General features: G+C 68.8%; 23 protein-coding genes. 7 read left to right on the forward strand and 16 right to left on the reverse strand.

All coding sequences use genetic code 11. The annotated features are described in order from the left end of the window. Positions 1-32 precede the first annotated feature (32 nt). The 7 genes from ACQPYM_RS41320 to ACQPYM_RS41350 are packed head-to-tail and all read right to left on the reverse strand — an operon-like array spanning position 33 to position 7,442. Complete coding sequence (locus ACQPYM_RS41320; RefSeq protein WP_433012628.1) at positions 33-1,649, reverse strand: ATP/GTP-binding protein; 1,617 nt, start codon at positions 1,647-1,649, stop codon at positions 33-35. A gap of 16 nt (positions 1,650-1,665) precedes the next feature. Continuing rightward, the gene (locus tag ACQPYM_RS41325) at positions 1,666-3,186 is read right to left on the reverse strand and encodes an SCO6880 family protein (protein ID WP_433012631.1); all 1,521 of its coding nucleotides are present in this window, start codon (positions 3,184-3,186) and stop codon (positions 1,666-1,668) included. Continuing rightward, positions 3,161-4,729 carry a hypothetical protein gene (locus ACQPYM_RS41330; RefSeq protein ID WP_433012634.1) on the reverse strand — a complete coding sequence of 523 codons (1,569 nt, stop codon included), beginning with the start codon at positions 4,727-4,729 and terminating at the stop codon, positions 3,161-3,163. The genes ACQPYM_RS41325 and ACQPYM_RS41330 overlap by 26 nt, the downstream gene beginning before the upstream one ends. A 10-nt stretch (positions 4,730-4,739) precedes the next feature. After that, positions 4,740-5,606 carry a hypothetical protein gene (locus tag ACQPYM_RS41335; RefSeq protein WP_433012637.1) on the reverse strand — a complete coding sequence of 289 codons (867 nt, stop codon included), beginning with the start codon at positions 5,604-5,606 and terminating at the stop codon, positions 4,740-4,742. Next, positions 5,606-6,484 carry a hypothetical protein gene (locus ACQPYM_RS41340; RefSeq protein ID WP_433012640.1) on the reverse strand — a complete coding sequence of 293 codons (879 nt, stop codon included), beginning with the start codon at positions 6,482-6,484 and terminating at the stop codon, positions 5,606-5,608. The genes ACQPYM_RS41335 and ACQPYM_RS41340 overlap by 1 nt, the downstream gene beginning before the upstream one ends. A gap of 44 nt (positions 6,485-6,528) precedes the next feature. Then, positions 6,529-6,792 carry a conjugal transfer protein TrbC gene (locus ACQPYM_RS41345; protein ID WP_433012643.1) on the reverse strand — a complete coding sequence of 88 codons (264 nt, stop codon included), beginning with the start codon at positions 6,790-6,792 and terminating at the stop codon, positions 6,529-6,531. A 17-nt stretch (positions 6,793-6,809) separates the two neighbouring features. Further along, on the reverse strand, positions 6,810-7,442 hold the full coding sequence (locus ACQPYM_RS41350) for a DUF6668 family protein (RefSeq protein ID WP_360277188.1): 633 nt from the start codon (positions 7,440-7,442) through the stop codon (positions 6,810-6,812). 246 nt (positions 7,443-7,688) lie between these two features. Here ACQPYM_RS41350 and ACQPYM_RS41355 point away from each other — a divergent pair, with 246 nt between their 5' ends. Then, positions 7,689-9,086 (forward strand): hypothetical protein, encoded by a 1,398-nt coding sequence (locus ACQPYM_RS41355; protein ID WP_433012647.1) that lies wholly within the window; start codon positions 7,689-7,691, stop codon positions 9,084-9,086. Continuing rightward, on the forward strand, positions 9,083-9,322 hold the full coding sequence (locus ACQPYM_RS41360) for a hypothetical protein (protein ID WP_433012650.1): 240 nt from the start codon (positions 9,083-9,085) through the stop codon (positions 9,320-9,322). Before ACQPYM_RS41355 ends, ACQPYM_RS41360 begins: the two co-directional genes overlap by 4 nt. A 142-nt stretch (positions 9,323-9,464) precedes the next feature. Here ACQPYM_RS41360 and rplI read toward each other — a convergent pair whose 3' ends face one another. The 5 genes from rplI to ACQPYM_RS41385 all read right to left on the reverse strand — a co-directional run bounded on the left by rplI (position 9,465) and on the right by ACQPYM_RS41385 (position 12,615). Then, positions 9,465-9,911 (reverse strand): 50S ribosomal protein L9, encoded by a 447-nt coding sequence (gene rplI, locus ACQPYM_RS41365; protein ID WP_360277183.1) that lies wholly within the window; start codon positions 9,909-9,911, stop codon positions 9,465-9,467. A gap of 14 nt (positions 9,912-9,925) precedes the next feature. Continuing rightward, positions 9,926-10,159, reverse strand: coding sequence for a 30S ribosomal protein S18 (rpsR, locus tag ACQPYM_RS41370; protein ID WP_020390880.1), 234 nt, complete (start codon positions 10,157-10,159; stop codon positions 9,926-9,928). A 77-nt stretch (positions 10,160-10,236) separates the two neighbouring features. After that, positions 10,237-10,809 (reverse strand): single-stranded DNA-binding protein, encoded by a 573-nt coding sequence (locus ACQPYM_RS41375; protein ID WP_433012654.1) that lies wholly within the window; start codon positions 10,807-10,809, stop codon positions 10,237-10,239. A gap of 89 nt (positions 10,810-10,898) precedes the next feature. Further along, entirely contained in the window at positions 10,899-11,189 is a 291-nt protein-coding gene (rpsF, locus tag ACQPYM_RS41380; RefSeq protein ID WP_164601910.1) for a 30S ribosomal protein S6, read from the reverse strand. Positions 11,190-11,376: 187 nt separating this feature from the next. Beyond that, positions 11,377-12,615, reverse strand: coding sequence for an MFS transporter (locus tag ACQPYM_RS41385; protein WP_433012658.1), 1,239 nt, complete (start codon positions 12,613-12,615; stop codon positions 11,377-11,379). 93 nt (positions 12,616-12,708) lie between these two features. Here ACQPYM_RS41385 and ACQPYM_RS41390 point away from each other — a divergent pair, with 93 nt between their 5' ends. Beyond that, complete coding sequence (locus ACQPYM_RS41390; protein ID WP_433012660.1) at positions 12,709-13,233, forward strand: Lrp/AsnC family transcriptional regulator; 525 nt, start codon at positions 12,709-12,711, stop codon at positions 13,231-13,233. A gap of 10 nt (positions 13,234-13,243) precedes the next feature. Next, positions 13,244-14,044 (forward strand): deoxyribonuclease IV, encoded by an 801-nt coding sequence (locus ACQPYM_RS41395; protein ID WP_433012663.1) that lies wholly within the window; start codon positions 13,244-13,246, stop codon positions 14,042-14,044. On the opposite strand, the gene ACQPYM_RS41400 is transcribed toward ACQPYM_RS41395, so the two are convergent. Beyond that, positions 14,041-14,442 carry a hypothetical protein gene (locus tag ACQPYM_RS41400; RefSeq protein ID WP_433012666.1) on the reverse strand — a complete coding sequence of 134 codons (402 nt, stop codon included), beginning with the start codon at positions 14,440-14,442 and terminating at the stop codon, positions 14,041-14,043. The genes ACQPYM_RS41395 and ACQPYM_RS41400 overlap by 4 nt on opposite strands. A 55-nt stretch (positions 14,443-14,497) precedes the next feature. Here ACQPYM_RS41400 and ACQPYM_RS41405 point away from each other — a divergent pair, with 55 nt between their 5' ends. Further along, a complete protein-coding gene (locus ACQPYM_RS41405; protein ID WP_433012669.1) occupies positions 14,498-15,037 on the forward strand; it encodes an NUDIX hydrolase in 540 nt (179 codons plus the stop codon). Here the strand turns inward: ACQPYM_RS41405 and ACQPYM_RS41410 are convergent. Together ACQPYM_RS41410 and ACQPYM_RS41415 are read right to left on the reverse strand one after the other, a co-directional pair. After that, a complete protein-coding gene (locus ACQPYM_RS41410) occupies positions 15,006-16,217 on the reverse strand; it encodes an MFS transporter (protein ID WP_433012672.1) in 1,212 nt (403 codons plus the stop codon). The genes ACQPYM_RS41405 and ACQPYM_RS41410 overlap by 32 nt on opposite strands. 51 nt (positions 16,218-16,268) lie before the next feature. Beyond that, positions 16,269-16,988: an SDR family NAD(P)-dependent oxidoreductase gene (locus ACQPYM_RS41415; protein ID WP_433012675.1), complete on the reverse strand. Its 720-nt coding sequence runs from the start codon at positions 16,986-16,988 to the stop codon at positions 16,269-16,271. Positions 16,989-17,045: 57 nt separating this feature from the next. Here ACQPYM_RS41415 and ACQPYM_RS41420 point away from each other — a divergent pair, with 57 nt between their 5' ends. After that, complete coding sequence (locus ACQPYM_RS41420) at positions 17,046-17,813, forward strand: class I SAM-dependent methyltransferase (protein ID WP_433012678.1); 768 nt, start codon at positions 17,046-17,048, stop codon at positions 17,811-17,813. Here ACQPYM_RS41420 and ACQPYM_RS41425 read toward each other — a convergent pair. Beyond that, entirely contained in the window at positions 17,801-18,367 is a 567-nt protein-coding gene (locus tag ACQPYM_RS41425; RefSeq protein WP_433012681.1) for a TetR/AcrR family transcriptional regulator, read from the reverse strand. The two genes, ACQPYM_RS41420 and ACQPYM_RS41425, sit on opposite strands and share 13 nt — an antisense overlap. A 98-nt stretch (positions 18,368-18,465) precedes the next feature. Between ACQPYM_RS41425 and ACQPYM_RS41430 the strand changes: the two genes are divergently transcribed. Further along, entirely contained in the window at positions 18,466-19,596 is a 1,131-nt protein-coding gene (locus ACQPYM_RS41430) for a lipid II:glycine glycyltransferase FemX (protein WP_433012684.1), read from the forward strand. The last annotated feature ends 1 nt before the right edge of the window (position 19,597 follow it).

A 19,597-nucleotide genomic window follows, 5' to 3' on the forward strand; every position in this document is an offset into this window, starting at 1 on the left:
GGAGACAATGTGCGGAGGCCGGATGGGGGTCACTATTCGTCAACTCCCGTGCGGGCTACGACTCTGGTGGTCGGGTCCGGTGGTGGCAGGGCGGTCATCGTGGGGTCGTCGAAGGTGTACTCCTCGAGGACCTCCTCGGTACCGTCCTCGGCGATCTCCACCTTCAGGGGCCGGCCGTCCTCGCCGGTCTTCCACAGCTTGTTGGTGTCGTTGATCTCGCGCTCGACCGAGGTCAGCGACACGTGCACCGGGATGCCCGGGCGGCCGCCGACCTTGACCAGGAAGTTTCCCCGGCCGGGCGGTGCGGCTTCCTCACCGGTGGCCGGGTCCCACGCGGGCGGGTCCTGCCAGCCGATCAGCATGTTCTGCTCTTCACCGGACAGCGGTACGACGGCGGTCAGGTTCTCCATCTCGGCACGCGGCAGCCCACCGCAGATGACCATCCCGGAACGCTCGACGAAACCCTTCGCCTTCATCCGGTCCTCGGAGTGCTCGAGCGCCAGCAGGTCGGACATCGTGTGCGAGATCATCGCCATCCCGACACCCCGCTGCCGGTTCAACCGGGTCAGGGCGTCGACGCGGTCGACCAGACCGCGGCCGGCCCGCAGTACCCGCCAGAGCTCGTCGAGGATGACGAAGTAGTGCCGCCGAGGCTCCAGACCGGCGTCCGCGAGCGCCTGCGAGACGGCCACCGCGCCGAACCCGTACGACCAGCAGGCCAGCAGTACGGCGGCCTGCAGGCTGGTCTCGGAGTCGTCGATGTTGGAGACGTCGAAGACGACCGGGCGGTCCAGCATCATCGGCTGGTCGGTCTGCTCGGAGAAGATCTCACCGAGCCGGCCGCCACCGACCAGACCGATCAGCGACGCTTCGAGGCCTTCGGTGATCTGCCGGTAGCGGTCCATGCTGCCGCGGTCGAGCGCGACGTCGCGGACCCGGTCCGGTGCTTCCTGGACGACCTGCAGGAGGTCACGGAGTACCGGAGTGCCCTCGTGCCGCTCGTCGAGCACCTTGAGGGCCTCGTCGAGGATGGTCTCCTCGCGGTCGGTCGGCGGTGCGGACCGCATGATCGAGATCAGCGCGGAGACCATCGTGGACCGGCGGCCGTGCGCGTCGGCCTGGATCGCCTGCCGCGCGCTGCCGGTCAGCCGCAACGCCGCCCGCCGGGACTCGCCCGGGTCGAGGACGTTCAGGTGCCCACGGCCACGACCGAGCTCGATCACCTGCCCACCGAGCGCCACGACCAGGTCCTTGTAGTCCGGCTTCAGGTCGCCGAGCACCAGCGGCATCACGCCGTAGCCGGCGAGGCCGAGCGCCATCCGCCGGGTGATCGTCGACTTGCCCAGACCGGGCTTGCCGAGCACGAACATCGACGGGTTGGAGATCAGCTTGGCCCGCATGAACCAGCTGATCGGGTCGCAGCACATGGTCGCGCCGGACAGGATGTTGCGGCCGATCGGTACGCCGACCATCGGGCTGCCGGTGCCGGCCGAGAACGGCCACATGCCGCAGACCTGGACCGTCGTACCGCGCCACTCCTGCGGGGCCTGCAAGTACGTCGAGTAGCCGCGCGCCGGGCCGGGCCAACCGCGCGGCATCGGCCGCCGGCCGCCACGGGACGGGTCGACCGGCTTCTTCTGCTTGCTCACAGTGACTCCCCCTGGGTCATAGCGATTCCCGGAGACCGGCTGGGACCGACAGGTGGCTCTGCAGAACGATGCCGAGCGGCAGGCCCGCCACGAACCCGGAGTCCTGCGACCCGTACGCCGGGCGCAGCAGCACGCGGGCGGTCGCGCCGAGGTTGTCGATCGCGGCGACCATGTCCGGGATCTGCTCGGGCGTCATCACGGTGCCGGTGACGACCATGCCGAAGTTGACCAGTCCGGCACCGCGCGCCTCTTCCTGCGCGGTCCGGTCGGCCGCCCGGGCCTCGGCCATCGACCGGGCCGACGGGCGGGACGACGTGGTCGCCCGGAAGGACGCGTTGCGCTTGTCGGCCTCGACCATCCGGGCCGCGGTCGCCGCGTCAAGAGGACGGTAGAGCAGGGTGACCCGCTTACGGTCGATGTCCGGATGCGGGCCGACCAGCTGGGACAGGACGGACGAGAAGACCTCGCCGCGCGGGGCCTGGGTCATCTGCCAGGTGACCGACCAGGCGCTGTCGTGCCGGTACTTGTCCCAGAACGCCTGGGCAGCGGCCGGGCCCACATCGGTCCACTGCAGCTCGGGGGACATGCCCTGGCTGCGGGCCTCGTCGATCAGACCGGCGGCCGCCGGGTCGTAGGCGATCCGCACGGCCTCACAGAGCTCCTGCGCGGTGACCGGACGGGCCGCACCGGCGCCGGTGGAGTTCAGGCTCTGGGTCAGCGCCGGGAGCCGGGACGCGAGCTCGCGGCCCATGTCCTCTTCCTTGCGGCGCTTGCCGTTGCGGTCGGTGCCCTTGAAGGTCAGCGCGACCCGGGCCGAGACCAGCGCGGAACCCTCCGGGTAGGTCTGTACGACCTCGGTGAGCATGGCCCGGGCGATCGCCGGGGTGCCGTCCTGCATGTTGTTGGTGACCTCGCGGCGCAACCGGATCCCGGTGTCCGGTGCGCTCTCGACCGTCACCGAGGCGGCGACGATACCCGGCTCGTGACCGAGCGAGGCGAGCCACTGACCCCAGTGCGCGACCCAGACGTCGATCTGGTCCTCGTCGACCAGGGAAGCGCCGTCCGGCTCGGCGTTGATCACCACGGTGAAGTGCCGGGTGCTCGGGTAGAACAGCAGCGCGAACGGCCGGCCGTAGGAGTCCTTGAACTCACTCAATTGGGAGGCCGCCGCGAGACCGGGCAGCTGGAACTTGCCCCACGGAGTACGTCCGAGCGGACCGGACCGGTAGATGTTGTGCTTGGCCATCTTTGCTCGCTGCCATCCAATACGGGTCGAGAGGCGTTGCAGGGCGGACTGGTTGTGCTTGTCCTTGGTCATCAGCAGCAGCAGGGCGATGCCCACGAGGAACATCACCACCAGCGCCGGGCCGAGGCCGGCCGCGGTCAGGGTGATGATGGTCAGCACCAGGCCGCCCATCATGATGCCGGTGCCCAGCGACCCCAGGCCGGCGATACCGGCCGAGGCCGGCTGGCGCCAGTTTCCGTAGGTGCGCGGGGCGGTCCGGACGTTGTCAGCCGCTGCCACTTGGTCCCTCATCCATCGCGTCGTTGTCGATCGTTTCCGAGGCGCCGGCCTGAGCCGCTTCCTTGGTCATTTCGGCGCCCTTCTTGATGGCGGCCGCGGTGGCGACCACCGCGATACCGACCGGACCGGCCGCGGCACCCGCACCGGCCGCCGCACCACCGGCCGCCGCACCACCGGCCGCGGCTCCACCGCCTGCCGCAGCGCCACCCGCGGCAGCACCACCGCCCGCAGCCGCGCCACCGCCGGCCGCACCACCGGCCGCGCCACCTCCAGCGGCGCCACCTCCAGCAGCACCACCGCCGGCGCCACCTCCAGCACCACCGCCTGCGCCGCCTCCAGCACCGCCGCCTCCTCCGCCACCGCCGCCTCCTCCGCCACCGCCGCCTCCGGGCGAACCGCCGCCGCTACCGCTGGGCTGGGATGCTCGATTCTGGGAGCCACTCGGGCCCGACGGTTGCTGACTCGACCGGCCGACGTTGCGGGCGCCACTGGGCCCGTCGCTCTCGCTCTTGGTGGCCTCGCTCGCCTTGTCGGCGATCTTGTCCGCGCCGATCATCTTGGCCGCGAGCATGCCGGCGCCGGCCGAACCGGCGGTCGCCGCGACCATCGGCGCGATGAAGCGCATCAGCGCGGGCAGCGCGAACAGGGCCAGCACCAGCATCGTCATTCCGACGACCATGTTCATCACCTGGGCGCCGACCGCCTCGCCGGTGAACTTCAGCCCGCGGCCGTTGTTGGACGCCAGCCGCAGCGCGGTCGCGTAGACCAGCGCCGCCACGGGTTTGTAGAGGACGAAGGCGAGCAGCCAGGAAATGATGCGCTTGAGCCAGCCCTTGCCCATCTCGGTGTTGGTCGCCGCCGCCGCGATCGGCAGTACGCCGAGCAGCAGGATCAGCATCCCGGTCCGGACGATCATCATCACGACCTGGATCACCGACGCGATCAGGGTCAGGATGCCGATCGTGATCAGCAGTCCGATACCGGCCCCGCCGCCCGCGGCGCTGAAGCCCATCACCGCGATCATCGCCTGACCGAAAGCGGTACCGGACTTGGGGAGATCGCCTTCCTTGGTGCAGTGCCAGCCGGACCCGTCGTTCTGCATCGCCGTGGTGACGATGCAGTTGGCGAACTGGTCACCGAACAGGATCAGCAGCTGCACCGCGCCGATGGCGAAAGCGGACACGACGGCAAAGGTGATCAGCGAGCGGAGCAGGTCCCGCAGCGGCTCGCCACGATGGCTGATCGCCATCTGGATGGCCGCCACCATCACGCCGAGGACGGCGACGGAGATGCCGATGTACTGCGTGTGGGCCCAGATCCAGCCGACCGTCTCGCTGGCCGGGGCCCCGGTGTCCTCGTTGCCCACCCCAGGGGTCTTCACGAAGACCCAGAACGTGCCGATGGTGGTGAACATGGTGCCGACTGCCTCGGCGATGATCTTCAGAATCGGTTCGAACATGAAGTCGATCAACTTTCCGGCGGCGGTTCCGAGCGCCTTCTTGACGTACTCGGTCAGGCAGTCGAGCCAGTCGCCCGAGCAGAGTGTGATCAACATCAGCTTCATGTCAGGCCGCCTTCGGCGACACGAAACGGAGCAGAGCGGGCAGTGCGACGATCCCCATCACCATCATCGTCGCCCCGGTGATCACCTTGAGAGTGCTGTCGGTCGGCGACGACATCAGCTTGATCGCGGTGGCGTAGATGAGCGCCGCCACCGGTTTGTAGATCACGAAGGCGACCAGCCAGGCGATCGACCGCTTGAACCACATCATCCCCATCTCGGTGTTCGTGGCCGAGGCGGTCAGCGGCAGGACACCGACCAGCAGGATCAGCATCCCGTAGCGGATGACCATCAGGGCGAGCTGGACCAGCCCGCTGATCACCATCAGGATGCCGACCAGGATCACCAGCGCCAGACTGAGCCCGGCGTCCTCGATCGGCCTGACCATCTTCTGGGTGAGCTGGTCGGAGAACTGCGTACCCCCGCCCAGCGCCCGGTTGATGACCCACTCGGAGAACTCGTCCGAGGCCCGGATCAGCAACGAGGCGAAGGCGGTGATCCCGGCCGACACCATCGCCATCGTGATCAGGCTCTTCATGATGTCGCGCAGCGGTTCACCGCGCTGGGAGACCGCCATCTTGATCGCACCGGCGATCACCGCGATCGACGCGGCCGCCACCAGGATGTACTGCGTGTGGCTCGTCACGAACGTGACCGTCTCGTGGTTCTCCACGTCCGGCGAGTCGATCTTGATCCACAGGAAGCCGACCGCTTTCATCACCTCGGTGACGGCCTGCACCACCAGGAACTTGATCGCATCGAGGATCAGCCCGAAGAGTCCGCCGATCCCCACCTCGACCGCCTTCTCCAGGAACCGGCTGATGCACTCGCCCCAGTTCGGCGGCCACATGCAGTTGATCAGCGGGATCATCAGGCGCCTCCGAAGCGGACGTAGCCATCCAGTGACTGCAACACGTCGGGCTCGGCCTCACCGTTGAAGCTGCCGTCGGTCTGCAGCACGCCCTTCCAGTCACCGTCCGCCCAGGCCATGGTGACCGGGAGAGAGGCCACCTTGGCGTCGTCGAGCCGGACCGCGACCGCGATGATCGCGCGATCCGGCAGATAGTCGAGCACCTTGAACCCGGTGAACTGCGCCATCTGCGGAGTCTCCGGATTCTGGGTGGGCGGCGTCGCGCGGCCTTCGGCGAGGGCCACCTTGCGCCCCTGGTTGGCGACGAACCGCTCCTGCAGCACGGTCATCGTCAGGTCCGGGTTGCGGATCTGCCCCAGTGTCACCATTGCGGCCACGACCGCGCCGGTCGGCGAGTGGGCGAAACAGGAGCGGACGCCGGCACTGCTCATCACCGCCGGTCCCGCCTCCTGCTGCAGCGGGATCAGCATGTCCGCCTCGAACTCCCACGTCACGGCCGTGGGCGTCGTCTTGGGTCTGCGCTGATCCGGGTTCTTGGTCTTGCACCCGCCCACGCCCGGCTTCGGCCTGGTGGTCGGGCGCGTGGTCGCCGTACCGGTCGGCTCGGTCGTCGGCTCCTCGGTCGGAGTCGCCGGTGGGTCGGTCGGCTCACCAGTGGGCTGCTCGGTGGGAAGGGCCGTCGCGGTCGGGTTCGGTGACGCCTGGCCGGTCGGGGTGTTGTCGCCACCGGCGAAGACCCAGACCAGGAGACACACCAGAACCGCGCCGATGACGATCGCCGAGGCGACGAACCCACGCTCCTGCCAGATGGCGGATCCGTCGCTCCCGGTGTCGGCGTCCCCGGAATCGGCGTCCGGGTCCCTGCTGAACAGTCCCACTCCCGATCAGCCTCCGGCGACCAGCTGCTGCCGGTTGGCCGGGATCACTTGAGCGCTTCCACGAGCAACGTCGACGACGCGATCACGACACATGCTGCCATCACCCAGCCCAGGCGGGCCGCGTGCTCGCCACCTTCACCACGGCGCTGGCCGACGGCCATCATGGCGCCGGCGATCAGGATGCCGAGAATGCAGACGGTGAACGCGATCCAGCGCACCCAGTCGACGATCTTGAGGAGTTTGTCCGCGCCGGGTGGCTCGGCGCCGGGACCGCCCATGATCAAGTCGGGGATCAGTTGTACCAACATCATCGCGGTGTGGCCTTTCAGTAGGGGGCGGGGTAACCCGCTTGATTCGACGCGCGAAGAGCGTAGATGGATTCAAGAACTTCGAAAACCTCGTCCGGGGTGTTGTCGGGTGTGGGATCTTCCCCCCTTCGCCACTCCTCGATCCAGGGAATGTCCCAGACCCTGGGGACGCCGCCGCCGACGATGTCGGCGAAGTCGTCCAGAACCCTGGGCAACCGGCCAGGAGCGTCGGCGATCAGCACGAGACCGAGCACCGCCACTCCCTGAACCACACCGGACGCCCACTCGATCGCGGCGCGTTGAGCCGCCCGCAGACCCGAACCGTGCGTCCTGGCGACCAGGACCACGGGGGTCGGCACCGGCGGCGGCGGGATCGGCCAGCGGTGGCCGGCAGCGCGGGTGCCGGGCAGCAGCAACGACATCGTCGTCTCGCCGGATCCGCCGTGCACGCCCACCCACCACAAGGTGTCGGCGGCGGGAATGGCGAACTTGGGCAGCCGCTGATCCTCCGCCGGTGCCGGTACGCCGTGCTGTGGCGCGACCGGCCCTCGTGGCGTCAGATCCGCGGGCTGGGGTGGGCCTTGCTGCTGCAGCGGACCCGGCTCCGGCGGTAGTTGCCGAGTCCACGGATTCTGCTGTGGTTGCGTCATGGCCCCTCCTCTCGCGGTGCGTCACAGGCTGTCGCCCACAGTATTCTCTCGCTATCCGGGTGCGCTGGCGTGACCCATCCACAGGCGAGGATGTTTCTACCCCCTTGTCGGGGTCAGACGAGCCGGTCGGCTCGTGTTCTGGCATGCCATCGGGCCGAAGCATGAGTTACGGGCCACGACATGCTAGAACGGCGTGGTCGGAGACGGACCAACGAGGGAGTTTTGTGGCTGGAATGAGAGGTCACGGTGGCTGAGAAGGGCATCCCATCCTGGCCGAAGGTGACGATCCGGCTGTACGACGACCACAACGCCGAGGTGAAGATCGCCGGGCGCAGTCACCCGGTCAACCACCACGATCCCCGGCAGGCCGCGATCCAGCTCGTCAGCGAGCGGGCGGCCCAGCTCGGCCGTGCGGTCAAGGCGACCGCAGTGGAGTCGGACGGTGCTTCCTGGCCGCTGATCATCCACCCGGACGGCCAGGTCGAGTCCGTCGAGGTGGACACCAAGAAGAACAAGCCGATCTGGCCGATCATCGTGGCGACCGTGGTGGCCGGCCTGCTGATCGCGGCGACCGTCGTCTACCTGGTCGTGCTGCGGCCGCCCGACGCCGCCCCCAAACCGACCGTCTCGCCGAAGCTGCCGGCCCTGCCCACTCCGAGTGTCGGTCCGGACCAGTTCGCCCGGCCGGCGCCGCCGGGCTGGACCGTCGACGCCAGCTGGACCGTGGACCTCAAGCGGGGCACCGATCCGGCCGTCTCGCCGGACGGCAGCGAGGTCGCGATCATCACCAAGGACGACAAGATCGCCGTCTTCGACAGCTCCGGCAAGGTGCTGTGGCAGGACAAGGTGCCGCGCAGCGCGCTGAGCCCCGTCTACACCACCATCGACTCCAAGCGGGTTGTCGCGGTCGCGGCGCCGGAAACCCTGTATTACTGGGCCGGTGACGGCGCGCAAGCCACCGAGCTGCAGCTCCCGGACTCGGCGAGAGTCAGCTTCTTCGGTACGTCGCCGCTGATCGTGCTGAGGAGCAATGCCGGCGCGAGCGTCGTCTCGGGCGGCGAGCTCAAGACGCTCCCGACCCCGCCCCGATCGGCAACTCTGCTGCTGGCCGAGGGCGAGAAGGCCCTGCTGGCGCGGTACGGCGGTCCGCTGTACTGGCAGGAGCCCGGCAAGGAGACGACAACGCTGGAGCCCAAGCGGCCCAGGGGCGCGACCGACATCCACCACATCGTTGCCGCGAGCCCCGGTCAGGCGCTGGTCGTCTGGAACACCAAGTCCCCCGAACTGGTGATCCCCACGGTGAACTCCACCGCGAACGGCGCCATCCTCGCCACCTGCCCGAACGTGAGTATGAGCCAGGTAGGTGGCTGGCGATGGGTGCCGGACGACGCTCGCAAGGTCGCGGCCTGGGGTGAGTGCACGATCAACTACACCACCAACAAAACCGTGTTCATCAAGAACTTCCAGCCCCAGTCGATCACCGGCACGACGGTCTACGGCACCCTCGCCAGCAACCCGTACGCCGGTACGCCCGCCGGCAAGTTCTACCAGCTGCCCAAGGAGACGGCCCGGCCGTGGGGTGTGGCGGGTCCGCACGCGATCGTCGTCCACAACTCGGTCCTGTACGCACTGGAAAAGAAGTGAGGACCCGCCTGCTGGCCGGCCTCCTCGGCACATTGATGCTGCTGACACCCAACGTCACAGCAGCCGCGGCCGACGATCCGACTCCGCCCGACTGGCCAGAAGTCCAAGTACCGAACAGCACCGGCGGCTCGGCGGACGACCCCACCCCAGTCGACTGGCCCGGCATCATCAAACCCAACACCGGCACAGCCAGCGACCCCAAACCCAAAGAATGGCCGGCCCCACAACAAGCCTGAACACCCCACTCGAAGGTGGTTGCCGCAGGCACCCGCACAGACGGCGGCCGGCGGCAGGTGCAGGATGGGGCGTGTAAATGCGAAGGCCCGCCTCCCTGGTTGGGGAGGCGGGCCTTCGTGGTGTTGCTTGAGGTGTGGGGCCTTAGACGGCTACTACCTCGAGGCGTACGGTGGCGGCCACGTCGGGGTGCAGCTGCACCGAGACCTGGTGCTTGCCGGTGGTCTTGATCGGGGAACCGATCGCGATCGCACGCTTCTCGACCAGCGGGCCGCCGGCGGACTTGATCGCGCCGGCGATGTCCGCCGGGGTGACCGAACCGAACAGGCGACCGGTCTCGCCGGCCTTCACGTCCAGCTTGACGCCGAGCTGCTCGAGCTGGTTCTTGACCTCGCTCGCGTGCTCCTTGCCCTGGATCGCCCGGGCGTCACGCGCCCGCTTGATCGACTGGATCTGCTTCTCCGCGCCACGGGTCCAGCCGATGGCCAGACCACGCGGTACGAGGTAGTTGCGGCCGTAACCGTCCTTGACCTCGACGATGTCGCCGGGGGCTCCGAGGCCCTCGACCTCCTGCGCCAGGATGAGCTTCATGTCTCAGACCTCCCTCAGCGAGCGGTGCTCGTGTAAGGCAGCAGAGCCACCTCGCGAGCGTTCTTGATTGCGGTGGCCACATCGCGCTGGTGCTGCACGCAGTTGCCCGTCACCCGACGCGCGCGGATCTTGCCGCGGTCGGAGATGAACTTGCGCAGCAAGCCGGTGTCCTTGTAATCGACGTACGTTGCCTTGTCCTTGCAGAAGCCGCAGACCTTCTTCTTCGGCTTCCGAATGATCTTGGCCATTGTGGTGCTCTCTTCCTACTACTAGAGCCCGGCTACTGCCGGAATGGTCACTCGGGTATTTGTGTGTTCCGACCGGATCAGAACGGCGGCTCTTCCATCGAGCCGCCACCGCTCTGGCCCGCCCAGGGGTCGTTCTGCGGAGCGGACTGGCCGCCGCCGCCGCCACCGGCCGGCGTCGCCCAGGGGTCGTTCTGCGGGGCAGCACCCTGCCCACCGCCGAAACCGCCACCCTGGTTGCCGCCACCGCCACCGCCGAAGCCGCCGCCGTCGCCGCCGGGACCGGAGCGCATCGCCTTGGTCACCTTGGCGGTGGCACTGCGCAGGCTCGGGCCCACCTCGTCGACGTCGATCTCGAAGACCGTGCGCTTGTTGCCCTCACGGTCGTCGTACGAGCGCGACTTCAGCCGGCCCTGCACGATGACGCGCATGCCGCGCTGCAGCGACTCGGCCACGTTCTCCGCGGCCTGCCGCCAGACGGAACAACTCAGGAACAGCGACTCGCCGTCCTTCCATTCACCTGACTGCCGGTCGTACGTCCGCGGGGTCGACGCGACGCGGAAGTTCGCGACGGCCGCACCGGACGGGGTGAACCGGAGTTCAGGGTCGTCGACAAGATTGCCGACCAGTGTGACGACGGTTTCGCCTGCCATTGCCGTTCCTCCTGCTTTCGGGTGTGGCTGTGTCTACAGCTATCAGTAGCGGATGGCACCGACACTGGAGCTGCTGACGACCCCAGGGATCAGTGCTGGTCCGGACGGATGACCTTGGTGCGCAGGATCGACTCGTTCAGCGTGAGCTGACGGTCGAGTTCCTTCACGACCGCCGGCGTGGCGGTCAGGTCGATGATGGCGTAAATGCCCTCGGACTTCTTCTTGACGTCGTAGGCCAGCTTGCGACGGCCCCAGATGTCGAGCTTCTCGACCGTGCCACCTTCCTTGCGGACGATGTTCAGGTACGTGTCGAGGGACGGTTCCACGGTGCGCTCTTCGAGCTCAGGGTCGAGGATCACCATGACTTCATAACGACGCATGCGCGAACTCCACCTCCTTCGGACTTTGGCGGCCACGGTCTTTCCGTGGCAGGAGGGCGATGCGTGCCCGGCGCCGACAATCGCCGTCGGCGTCGAACGGGTAGAACTTTTGGGTCAAGCAGTAAGCCCGGTCGAAGGACCGGGCCCACACCAACAGAATACCAGCGCCTGGACGTGCTCTTGACCACTATCCACAGGCCTGTTCCGGCGCCGCGAGGGCTTCGACCGGAACCGGGCCACTCGGCGCGGCCGGCCGCCGGCGCCAGGCGACCACCACGAGCAACGGAAGACCCAGTACTACGGAGACTACCGCCAGCAGCAGGAACCCACCGGCCGAGAAGAGCCAGGTCGACGCGGCCGTGGCGATGGCCGAGACCGCCCAAACCCCGGCTTCGACGCGACTCTCGAGGCGGGACCCACCGGCGAGCATGGCGCTGCCACCCAGATAGCAGAGGTTCCAGCCGTAGCCGAGCGCGAACAGGGCCAGCGTGAAGGTCGATCCACTCGGTCCGGCCACTGCCAGTGCCGAGACGATCACAGTGACGAGTCCGGCGATGACCACCGGCCGCGGCCCGGCTCGGTCGATCCACCAGCCGGTGATGGGCGCGAAGGCGAACATCCCCAGCGTGTGGACGGACAGCATCAGCCCGAGCGCTCCGAGCCCCTGCCCGTGATGATGCGCGTGGACCGGCACGGAGGTCATCATCGCGACCATCACCAGGTGCCCGATCAACATCACCCCAGCAGCCACAGCCACCGTCGCGTCCCAGCGAACTCGCACCTCCACAGCCTTCTCGCCGTCCGGCTCAGAGCACCGCGACGGCGACTCCCCGTACTGCGTCCCGGGCCGCCGCACCTCGTACTGCGGCTGCTGGGGCGGGCGGATCCGGCTGGCTGCGAGCAGTGCCGCGAAGGTGGCGGCCACAGCGAGCAGGAACGGTCCTGCCAGAGGCGGCAACCCGAGCGAGGTCGCCACCGACTGGGCCGGCTGCAAGAGGAACGGCCCGCCGACCGCGCCCGCAGTACTGGCCCAGACGACTGTGCTCATGGCTGCGGCTCGTCGCCGGGGGTCTACCGCGTCAGCGGCGGCGTACCGGGACAGCAGGCTTGCCGCGTTGCCTGCGCCGAGTAGGAACATCCCTACGAAGAGCAGCGCGACGGGTGCACCGACAGCGGCGAGCACTGTCAAGGCACCGCCCGCCACAGCCACGCCGTACCCCGCCCTGAGAGCTTGAGCCCGTCCTACACGGGCGGTCCACCTGCCGACGGCCACTGCGCCAGCCGCCGTGCCCAGTACGCCGGCAGTGTTCGGCAGTCCGCCCAGACTCGGTGACAGGTCTTCAGCGACCAGGATCGTGCTCACGGCGCTTGCGGCGACCATCGCGGCGTTCATCAGGGCGGCGGCCAGAATGACGGGAATCAGCATGTCTCAACGCTAGAAAGGCTGATCTGTCCACAGAATGCGCGAAATAAGGCATCAGGCCTTGCGGAGAAGCGATATCGAAGGTGTTCTGGGCAGATGACCTTTCAGGAGCGGAACCTGGACGCCACCGACTGGCAGATCCTGGCCGAGCTGCAGGCTGACGGGCGACTGTCGTACAACCAGCTCGGCAAGCGGGTGAACCTGTCGCCACCGGCCGTTGCCGACCGGGTACGACGGTTGGAGGAGTCCGGCGTGATCGTCGGCTACAAGGCGCAGGTCGATCCGGCTCGTGCGGGTCAGCCGCTGTCCGCCTTCGTGCAGATGCGGTGCACCACCGGGCGCTGCCTGTTGAAGACGACGCGCGCCCAGGACTTCCCCGAAGTACTGGAGATCCACAAGCTCAGCGGCAACTCCTGCACGATGCTCCGGGTCCGGGTGGCCTCCATGCGGCACCTGGAAGGGTTGTTCGAGCGGCTCGGCGAGCATGGGGAGATCAACACCCACGTGGTGCTCTCTACGGAGTTCGAAGGCCGTCCGGTCCAGCCGCCGGTGGAGGACGCCAGGCCGGTCACCCGCTCCGAGGGCTGGGGGTCGCCAGGAATTGTCGGCGGCCGGTCATAGGGTGACTGGCATGAGCTTGAAGCTAGGGGCGCACGTCGAGCAGATCGACCCGTTGGCCGAGGCCGCCGACCGGGGAGCCGAGCTGGTCCAGTTCTTCCTCGGCAACCCGCAGGACTACAAGGCGCCGAAGGTCGCGTACGCCGACGGCGCGGAGGCGCTGAAGTCTCGCGCCGAGGCCGCCGGCGTCGACCTGTACGTGCACGCGCCGTACCGGCTGAACGTGGCGACCCTGAACAACCGGATCAGGATCCCGAGCCGCAAGCTGCTGCAGCAGACGCTCGACAAGGCCGCCGAGATCGGCGCCAAGGGCGTCATCGTGCACGGCGGGCACGTCGGCGAGGACGACGACCCCGAGGCGGGCTTCGACAACTGGCGCAAGTGCATCGAGCGCGCCGACCTGCCGGTCCCGCTGCTGATCGAGAACACCGCGGGCGGCGAGAACGCGATGGCCCGCAAGCTGGACCGGATCGCCCGGCTGTGGGACGCGGTGCAGAAGTCCGGTAACGAGCACGTCGACCGGGTCGGCTTCTGCCTGGACACCTGTCACTTCCACGCGGCCGGCGAGGATCTGCCGACGGTGGTCGAGAAGGTCAAGGCGATCACCGGGCGGATCGACCTGGTGCACGCGAACGGCTCGCGCGACGCGTTCGGCTCAGGCGCCGACCGGCACAGCAACTTCGAGGAGGGCGAGATCGACCCGGCGCAGATCGTCGCGGTGGTGCAGGCCGCCGACGCTCCCGTCGTGGTCGAGACACCGAACGGCGAGCAGGGCCAGAAGGCCGACCTCGACTACCTCCGGACTCATCTTTAGGAGTCGGCCGGGGCGCGGTTCAGGTTGTGCAGCCAGTAGGTGATGCCCCACGGCAGCAGGAGTGCGAGGCCGCCGGTGTCGCGGCCGGGGATCAGGATGTCGGCGCCCACCGCGGTAACCAGGCAGATGGCCGAGAGCTGGAACAGGTTCGTCCGGCCGACCTGGGTGCCCAGCGTGACCCGGCCCAGCGCGCATGCGACGTACAGGGTGGTCAGGGCGAGGATGGCGAGCGTGGCCAGCACGACTCCGACCCAGGCCCCGGTGCCGTAACTGTCGGCCGACTTGACGACGTCGGCGACCAGGAACACGCCGACGACCACGGTGAGCGCGACGCAGGCCCACAGGAAGCGCAGTGTGGTGCGCTGGGCGCGTTCAGGATTCGGTTCGGCAGCAGCCATGCGCGGGACGCTACCGCAGACCGGCTGCGGACCCGCAGCAGGTGAGAATGACTTGATGCAGACCTGGGCGGATCGGTTTCCCGACTTGTACGCACCCGGCCACTGGCCCTGGGGTGAACTCGACGTCCAGTTCGGCACCGAGCAGCCGCCCGACGAACTGATCAGCAACGCCCACATCGTCGGCCGGACCGACGGCGGCATCGTGGTCTGCGCGAACGACCTGGGCTGGCGGTTCCTGCCCGGCGGCACCCGCGAGCCGGACGAGACGGTCGACCAGCTGGTGGAACGTGAACTCCTCGAAGAGGCCGGCGCCCGAGTGATCGGCCCGCTGATCTGGCTGGGCGGGCATCGGGCCGACCACCGCCGCCCAGCGCCGTACCGGCCGCATCTGCCGCATCCGGTCTCGTACTGGGCCAACTACGTCGTCGACGTCGTGGTCGATGCCAAGCCGACCAATCCCCCGGACGGCGAGCAGGTCACCGAGGTCCTGGTCCTCCCGCCGGACGAGGCGATCGGCTACCTCGACGCGATGGACGACAACCACGGCGTGATGGCCAACCTGGTCAGGCTGGCACAGGCGATGCGGCTCGTCTGACCGAACGCCACGGCAGCACGAAGGCGCTGACCAGGCACAACGCACCCGCGACCACCATCGCCGTACGCAGGCTGGTCAACCCGGCCAGTACGCCGCCCGCCGCCATGAACGAGGGCTGCACCGATCGCGAGGTGATCGACCACGACGTGAGCACCCGCGCCATGAACCCGTCGTCGGTCACCTCCATCCGGTACGTCGCGAAGGACGGGTTGAACGCGCCGGCGGCAACCAGCAGACACGTCTCGGCGACGATCAGCAGCACGAAGCCGTCGAGACCCGGCGTTGCCAAGGGCAACAACAGCATCCACGGCGTGCGCAGTACGCCGAAGAGGAGCAGCATCCGGTGCAGCCCCAGCCGGCGGGTGAGGCGAGGTGCGAGCCAGGCGCCGAGCACACCACCGAGACACGGCACGCCGGCCACCAAGCCGTACTGCCACGGCTGCATGTGCAGGTCGCGGAGCATGAGCACGGGGAGCAGCGGGGCGGTCATCATCAGCGGGCCGCCGAAGAGCTGGGAGTTCCAGAACAGGGCCCGCAGGCCGCGATCGCGCCAGATGTAGCGCCAGCCGGCGGTGAGGTCGCGACGGGTCTGGCGGCGTACCGGTGCAGGCTCGGGCCGGCGGATGCGGCGGACGCCCAGGGCCGACAGGAGGAACGAGCAGGCATCGATCGCCAGCGTGAGCGGCGCTCCGACCAGGGTGACCAGTGCGCCTCCGATCGGCGGACCGACGCTCAGCGTGGTCCAGGTGGTCGACTCGAACCGGCTGTTCGCCTCAGCTCGGCCCGCGGCCGGCACCAGCGCCTTCAGGTGCGCGCCGCTGGCGGCCGTGAAAGCGATCAGCGCGGCGCCCTGGACAACGCCGACGACACAGAGCTGGCTGTAGGTGAGCACGCCGAGCCATGCGGCCACCGGCACGCTCAGCAGCGCTCCGAACCGCACCAGGTCCGCCGCGATCATCACCGGCCGCTTGCGGTGCTCCTCGATGAAGTCCCCCATCGGCAGTGCCAGCACTGCGCCTGCCACCGCCGACAGGGCGGCCAGCAGCGACACCTGGAAGGTGCTGACGTCCAGGACTAATACGGCGACCAGCGGCAGGGCGCCGTACCCGATCCCGCTCCCGATCGCGCTGATCGCGTAAGCGGCCCAGAGCCGCCGGAAGTCCTGACTCAAGGCGGCCATCGCCCGATCGTAGGAGCAGCCACCGACAAACCGCCGAAGCGGGCGACCCCGTCAGCGCGTCAGGTTGAGGCCTCCGTCGAGCAGCACGACTTCACCGGTGAGGTAGGTGTGCCCGGCCATCGCGGCGATCAGGTCGGCGACATCGGACGGCTGCGCTGCCCGCCGCATCGGGCTCACGGTTTTCCACAGCTCCTGGGCGGCAGTCCAGTCAGCGGTCATCGGGGTGTCGACCAGCCCGGGAGCGACCGCATTCACCCGTACTTCGGGTCCGAGCGCCGCCGCGAGCAGCTTGGTCACGTGGTTCAGCGCCGCCTTGCTCGCGGCGTACGCGATCGAGCTGCCCTTCGGGCGGACTCCGGCATGGCTGGTGACGTTCACGATGGCGCCCCGCGACTCGCGGAGCGCCGGCAGGGCCGCAGTACAGAGCAGCCACGGTGCGATCAGGTTGACCTCGAGCAGCCGGCGCCAGTCCGCGGCGGTCAGCGCATCAAGCTCGGCGTGCGGCACCGGCCAACTGATGCCGGCGTTGTTCACCAGTACGTCGAGACGCCCGTGCGCGGCGAGCACCTGTGGCACCAGCCCGGCTGCCTCGTCCTCCTGCTCGAGATCAGCCTGCAGGTAGCTCCCACCGAGTTCAGCCGCCAGCGCCACTCCCGCCTCGCGGCTACTGCGCGAGTGCACCACCACTGTCATCCCGTCAGCGGCGAACCGCCTAGCCGTCGCCTCCCCGATCCCAGAGGTCGACCCGGTCACCAACGCCACTTTCTCCATGGCCCCACCCTAGAAAACGCGGTGCACCGGCCCGCCGCCGTCCGTACGGTGGAGCGCATGCTTCCCTACGCCGGGCTCGTCGACCAGGCTCTCTCCGCCTCCTTCCAAGGCTGGGACTTCGGATGGCTCGGCGACAGGGCGACCAGTCGCCCACTGTCCTGGTCGTACGACGAGGTGGCGCGGGGCGAGCTGCGGCAAGTTACCCGCGCCCTCGACCTGGACACCGGTGGCGGCGAGCTCCTGGCCTCGTTCGCTCCCTTGCCGGAGACAACCATCGCGACCGAGGGCCACCTCCCCAACCTGCCGATCGCGCGGGACCGGCTGGCCCCGCTCGGCGTCGACGTGCGCATGCACGCCGGCACGGAACCACTGCCGGTGGGTGACAACTCCGTCGACCTGGTCCTCAACCGCCACGGCCGACTGACCCCGCCCGAGGTAGCCCGGGTACTACGCCCCGGCGGCATCCTGCTGACCCAGCAAGTCGGCGGCGACAACGACCGCGGCATCAACGAGGCACTCGGCGCTCCGGCCAGCGCCGTCCCGCCGGGCTCCCCCGAAGCCGGTACTGCGGACGCCCTCGTGCAGGCCCTGGTCGGTCAGGGCTTCGAGACGCCCGAGGTCTGCGAGGAGTACCCGGAGTTCGCCTTCGCCGACGTCGGCGCGCTGGTGTACCACCTCAAGGCGATCCCGTGGCAGGTTCCCGATTTCGATGTGGACAAGTACGAACCGGCGCTCCGCAAGCTGGACGAGCAGATCCGCGCCACCGGGCCGTTCGTCGTACGGAACCATCGGTTCCTGATCCGCGCCCGGCTTCAGGCGCGGTAGCGCAGCCCGTCCAGGAGCAGGTCGAGCAGGCGGCCGGCCTGCTCGCGGTTGGAGCCGACGGCCAGCGCGACTCCGCTCAGGCTCGCCAGCACGTCTTCGGCGGCGAAGTCCTCGCGGATCTCGCCGGCCGCGGCAGCCGCTTCCAGCAACGGCTGGATCGCGCCGACCAGCAGCTCGAAGCTGTGCGCGTACGGGTCGGCGCCCGAGGCGATCAGCGCCCGGAGCGCGTCGGCCATGCCGATCTTGCGGGTCATGAAGTCGACGAAGCGGTCCATCCAGGCCCGGGTCGCCTCGACCGGCGGCATGGCGGTGAGCAGTTCGGGGGCGGCGGCGCAGACCGCCGCGAGCTCGTTGCGGTAGACCGCCTCGACCAGCGCTTCGCGGGTCGGGAAGTGCCGGTAGAGCGTGCCGATCCCGACGCCCGCGTTCTTGGCGATCCCCTCCAGCGTCGCCTCCAGGCCGCATTTCACGAAGGCCTTGGCCGCGGCGTCGAGCAGGAGTTCGCGATTGCGCTGGGCGTCCGCACGCAGCGGACGGTCACTCGGCGCACCCATTCGATTCCCCCTCTCCCCGCGGTAAACCACGAACTTAGCCGACCCGGCTCTCCGGCTCGGCTACGGTCTGGCGCCGCGGGCCGGTAACCTGACCGACCGTGAGTGACTTGAGCATCCGGACCATCTCGACCGAGCAGCACGCCGCCTATCTGGCGGCGCAGCCGTCGGCGAGCTTCCTGCAGACCCCGGGGTGGGCGGCGGTGAAGAGCGAGTGGAAGGCCGAGTCACTGGGCTGGTTCACACCGGGTCTTCCCGGCGAGCTGGTCGGCGTCGCCCTGGTGCTCTACCGGCAGATGCCGAAGGTCAAGCGCTATCTCGCCTACCTGCCCGAGGGCCCGGTGATCGACTGGGACGCGATCGACCTCGGCGCCTACCTGCGGCCGCTCGCGGCACACACCCAGGAGCAGGGCGCGTTCGGCCTGCGGATGGGTCCGCCGGTGGCGACCCGCCGCTGGTCGGCGAAGACGATCAAGGACGCCATCGCCGGCGGTCAGCAGCCGAAGCTCGGCGACGTCCGCCCGGACGTGATCGAGCCGTCCGGCGCGACCGTGTCGGCCCAGCTCCGCGCGCTCGGCTGGAAGCCGCCGCGGACCGGCGAGGGCTTCGCCGCGGGCCAGCCGCAGTACGTCTTCCAGGTGCCGCTGGCCGGGCGCAGCCAGGACGACCTGCTGAAGGGCATGAACCAGCTCTGGCGGCGCAACATCAAGAAGGCGGACAAACTCGGCGTCGAGGTCAGCCAGGGCACGATCGAGGACCTGAAGGCCTTCCACGCGCTGTACGTCGAGACGGCCGAGCGGGACCACTTCACCCCGCGGCCGCTGCCGTACTTCGTGAAGATGTACGAGGCGATGGCCCACCAGCCCGCCGACTGCTGTGACTTCCGGGTCTACAACGCCTACCACGAAGGCGATCTGGTCGCGTCGACGATCTGGGTCCGGGTGGGCGGTCACTCCTGGTACTCCTACGGTGCCAGCTCGACCGCCAAGCGAGACGTCCGTGGATCGAACGCGATCCAGTGGCGGATGATGTCGGATGCGCTCGCCGCGGGCGCGTCCGTGTACGACCTACGGGGCATCACCGACACCTTGGACCCGAACGACCCGCATGTCGGGTTGATCCAGTTCAAGGTCGGCACCGGCGGCGAAGCCGTCGAGTACGTCGGTGAGTGGGATCTGCCGTTGAACAAGGCGCTCTACACCGCATTCGACCTCTACATGAGACGGCGATGAC

The organism is Kribbella sp. CA-294648, from assembly GCF_050943845.1.
Classification (GTDB): Bacteria; Actinomycetota; Actinomycetes; order Propionibacteriales; family Kribbellaceae; genus Kribbella.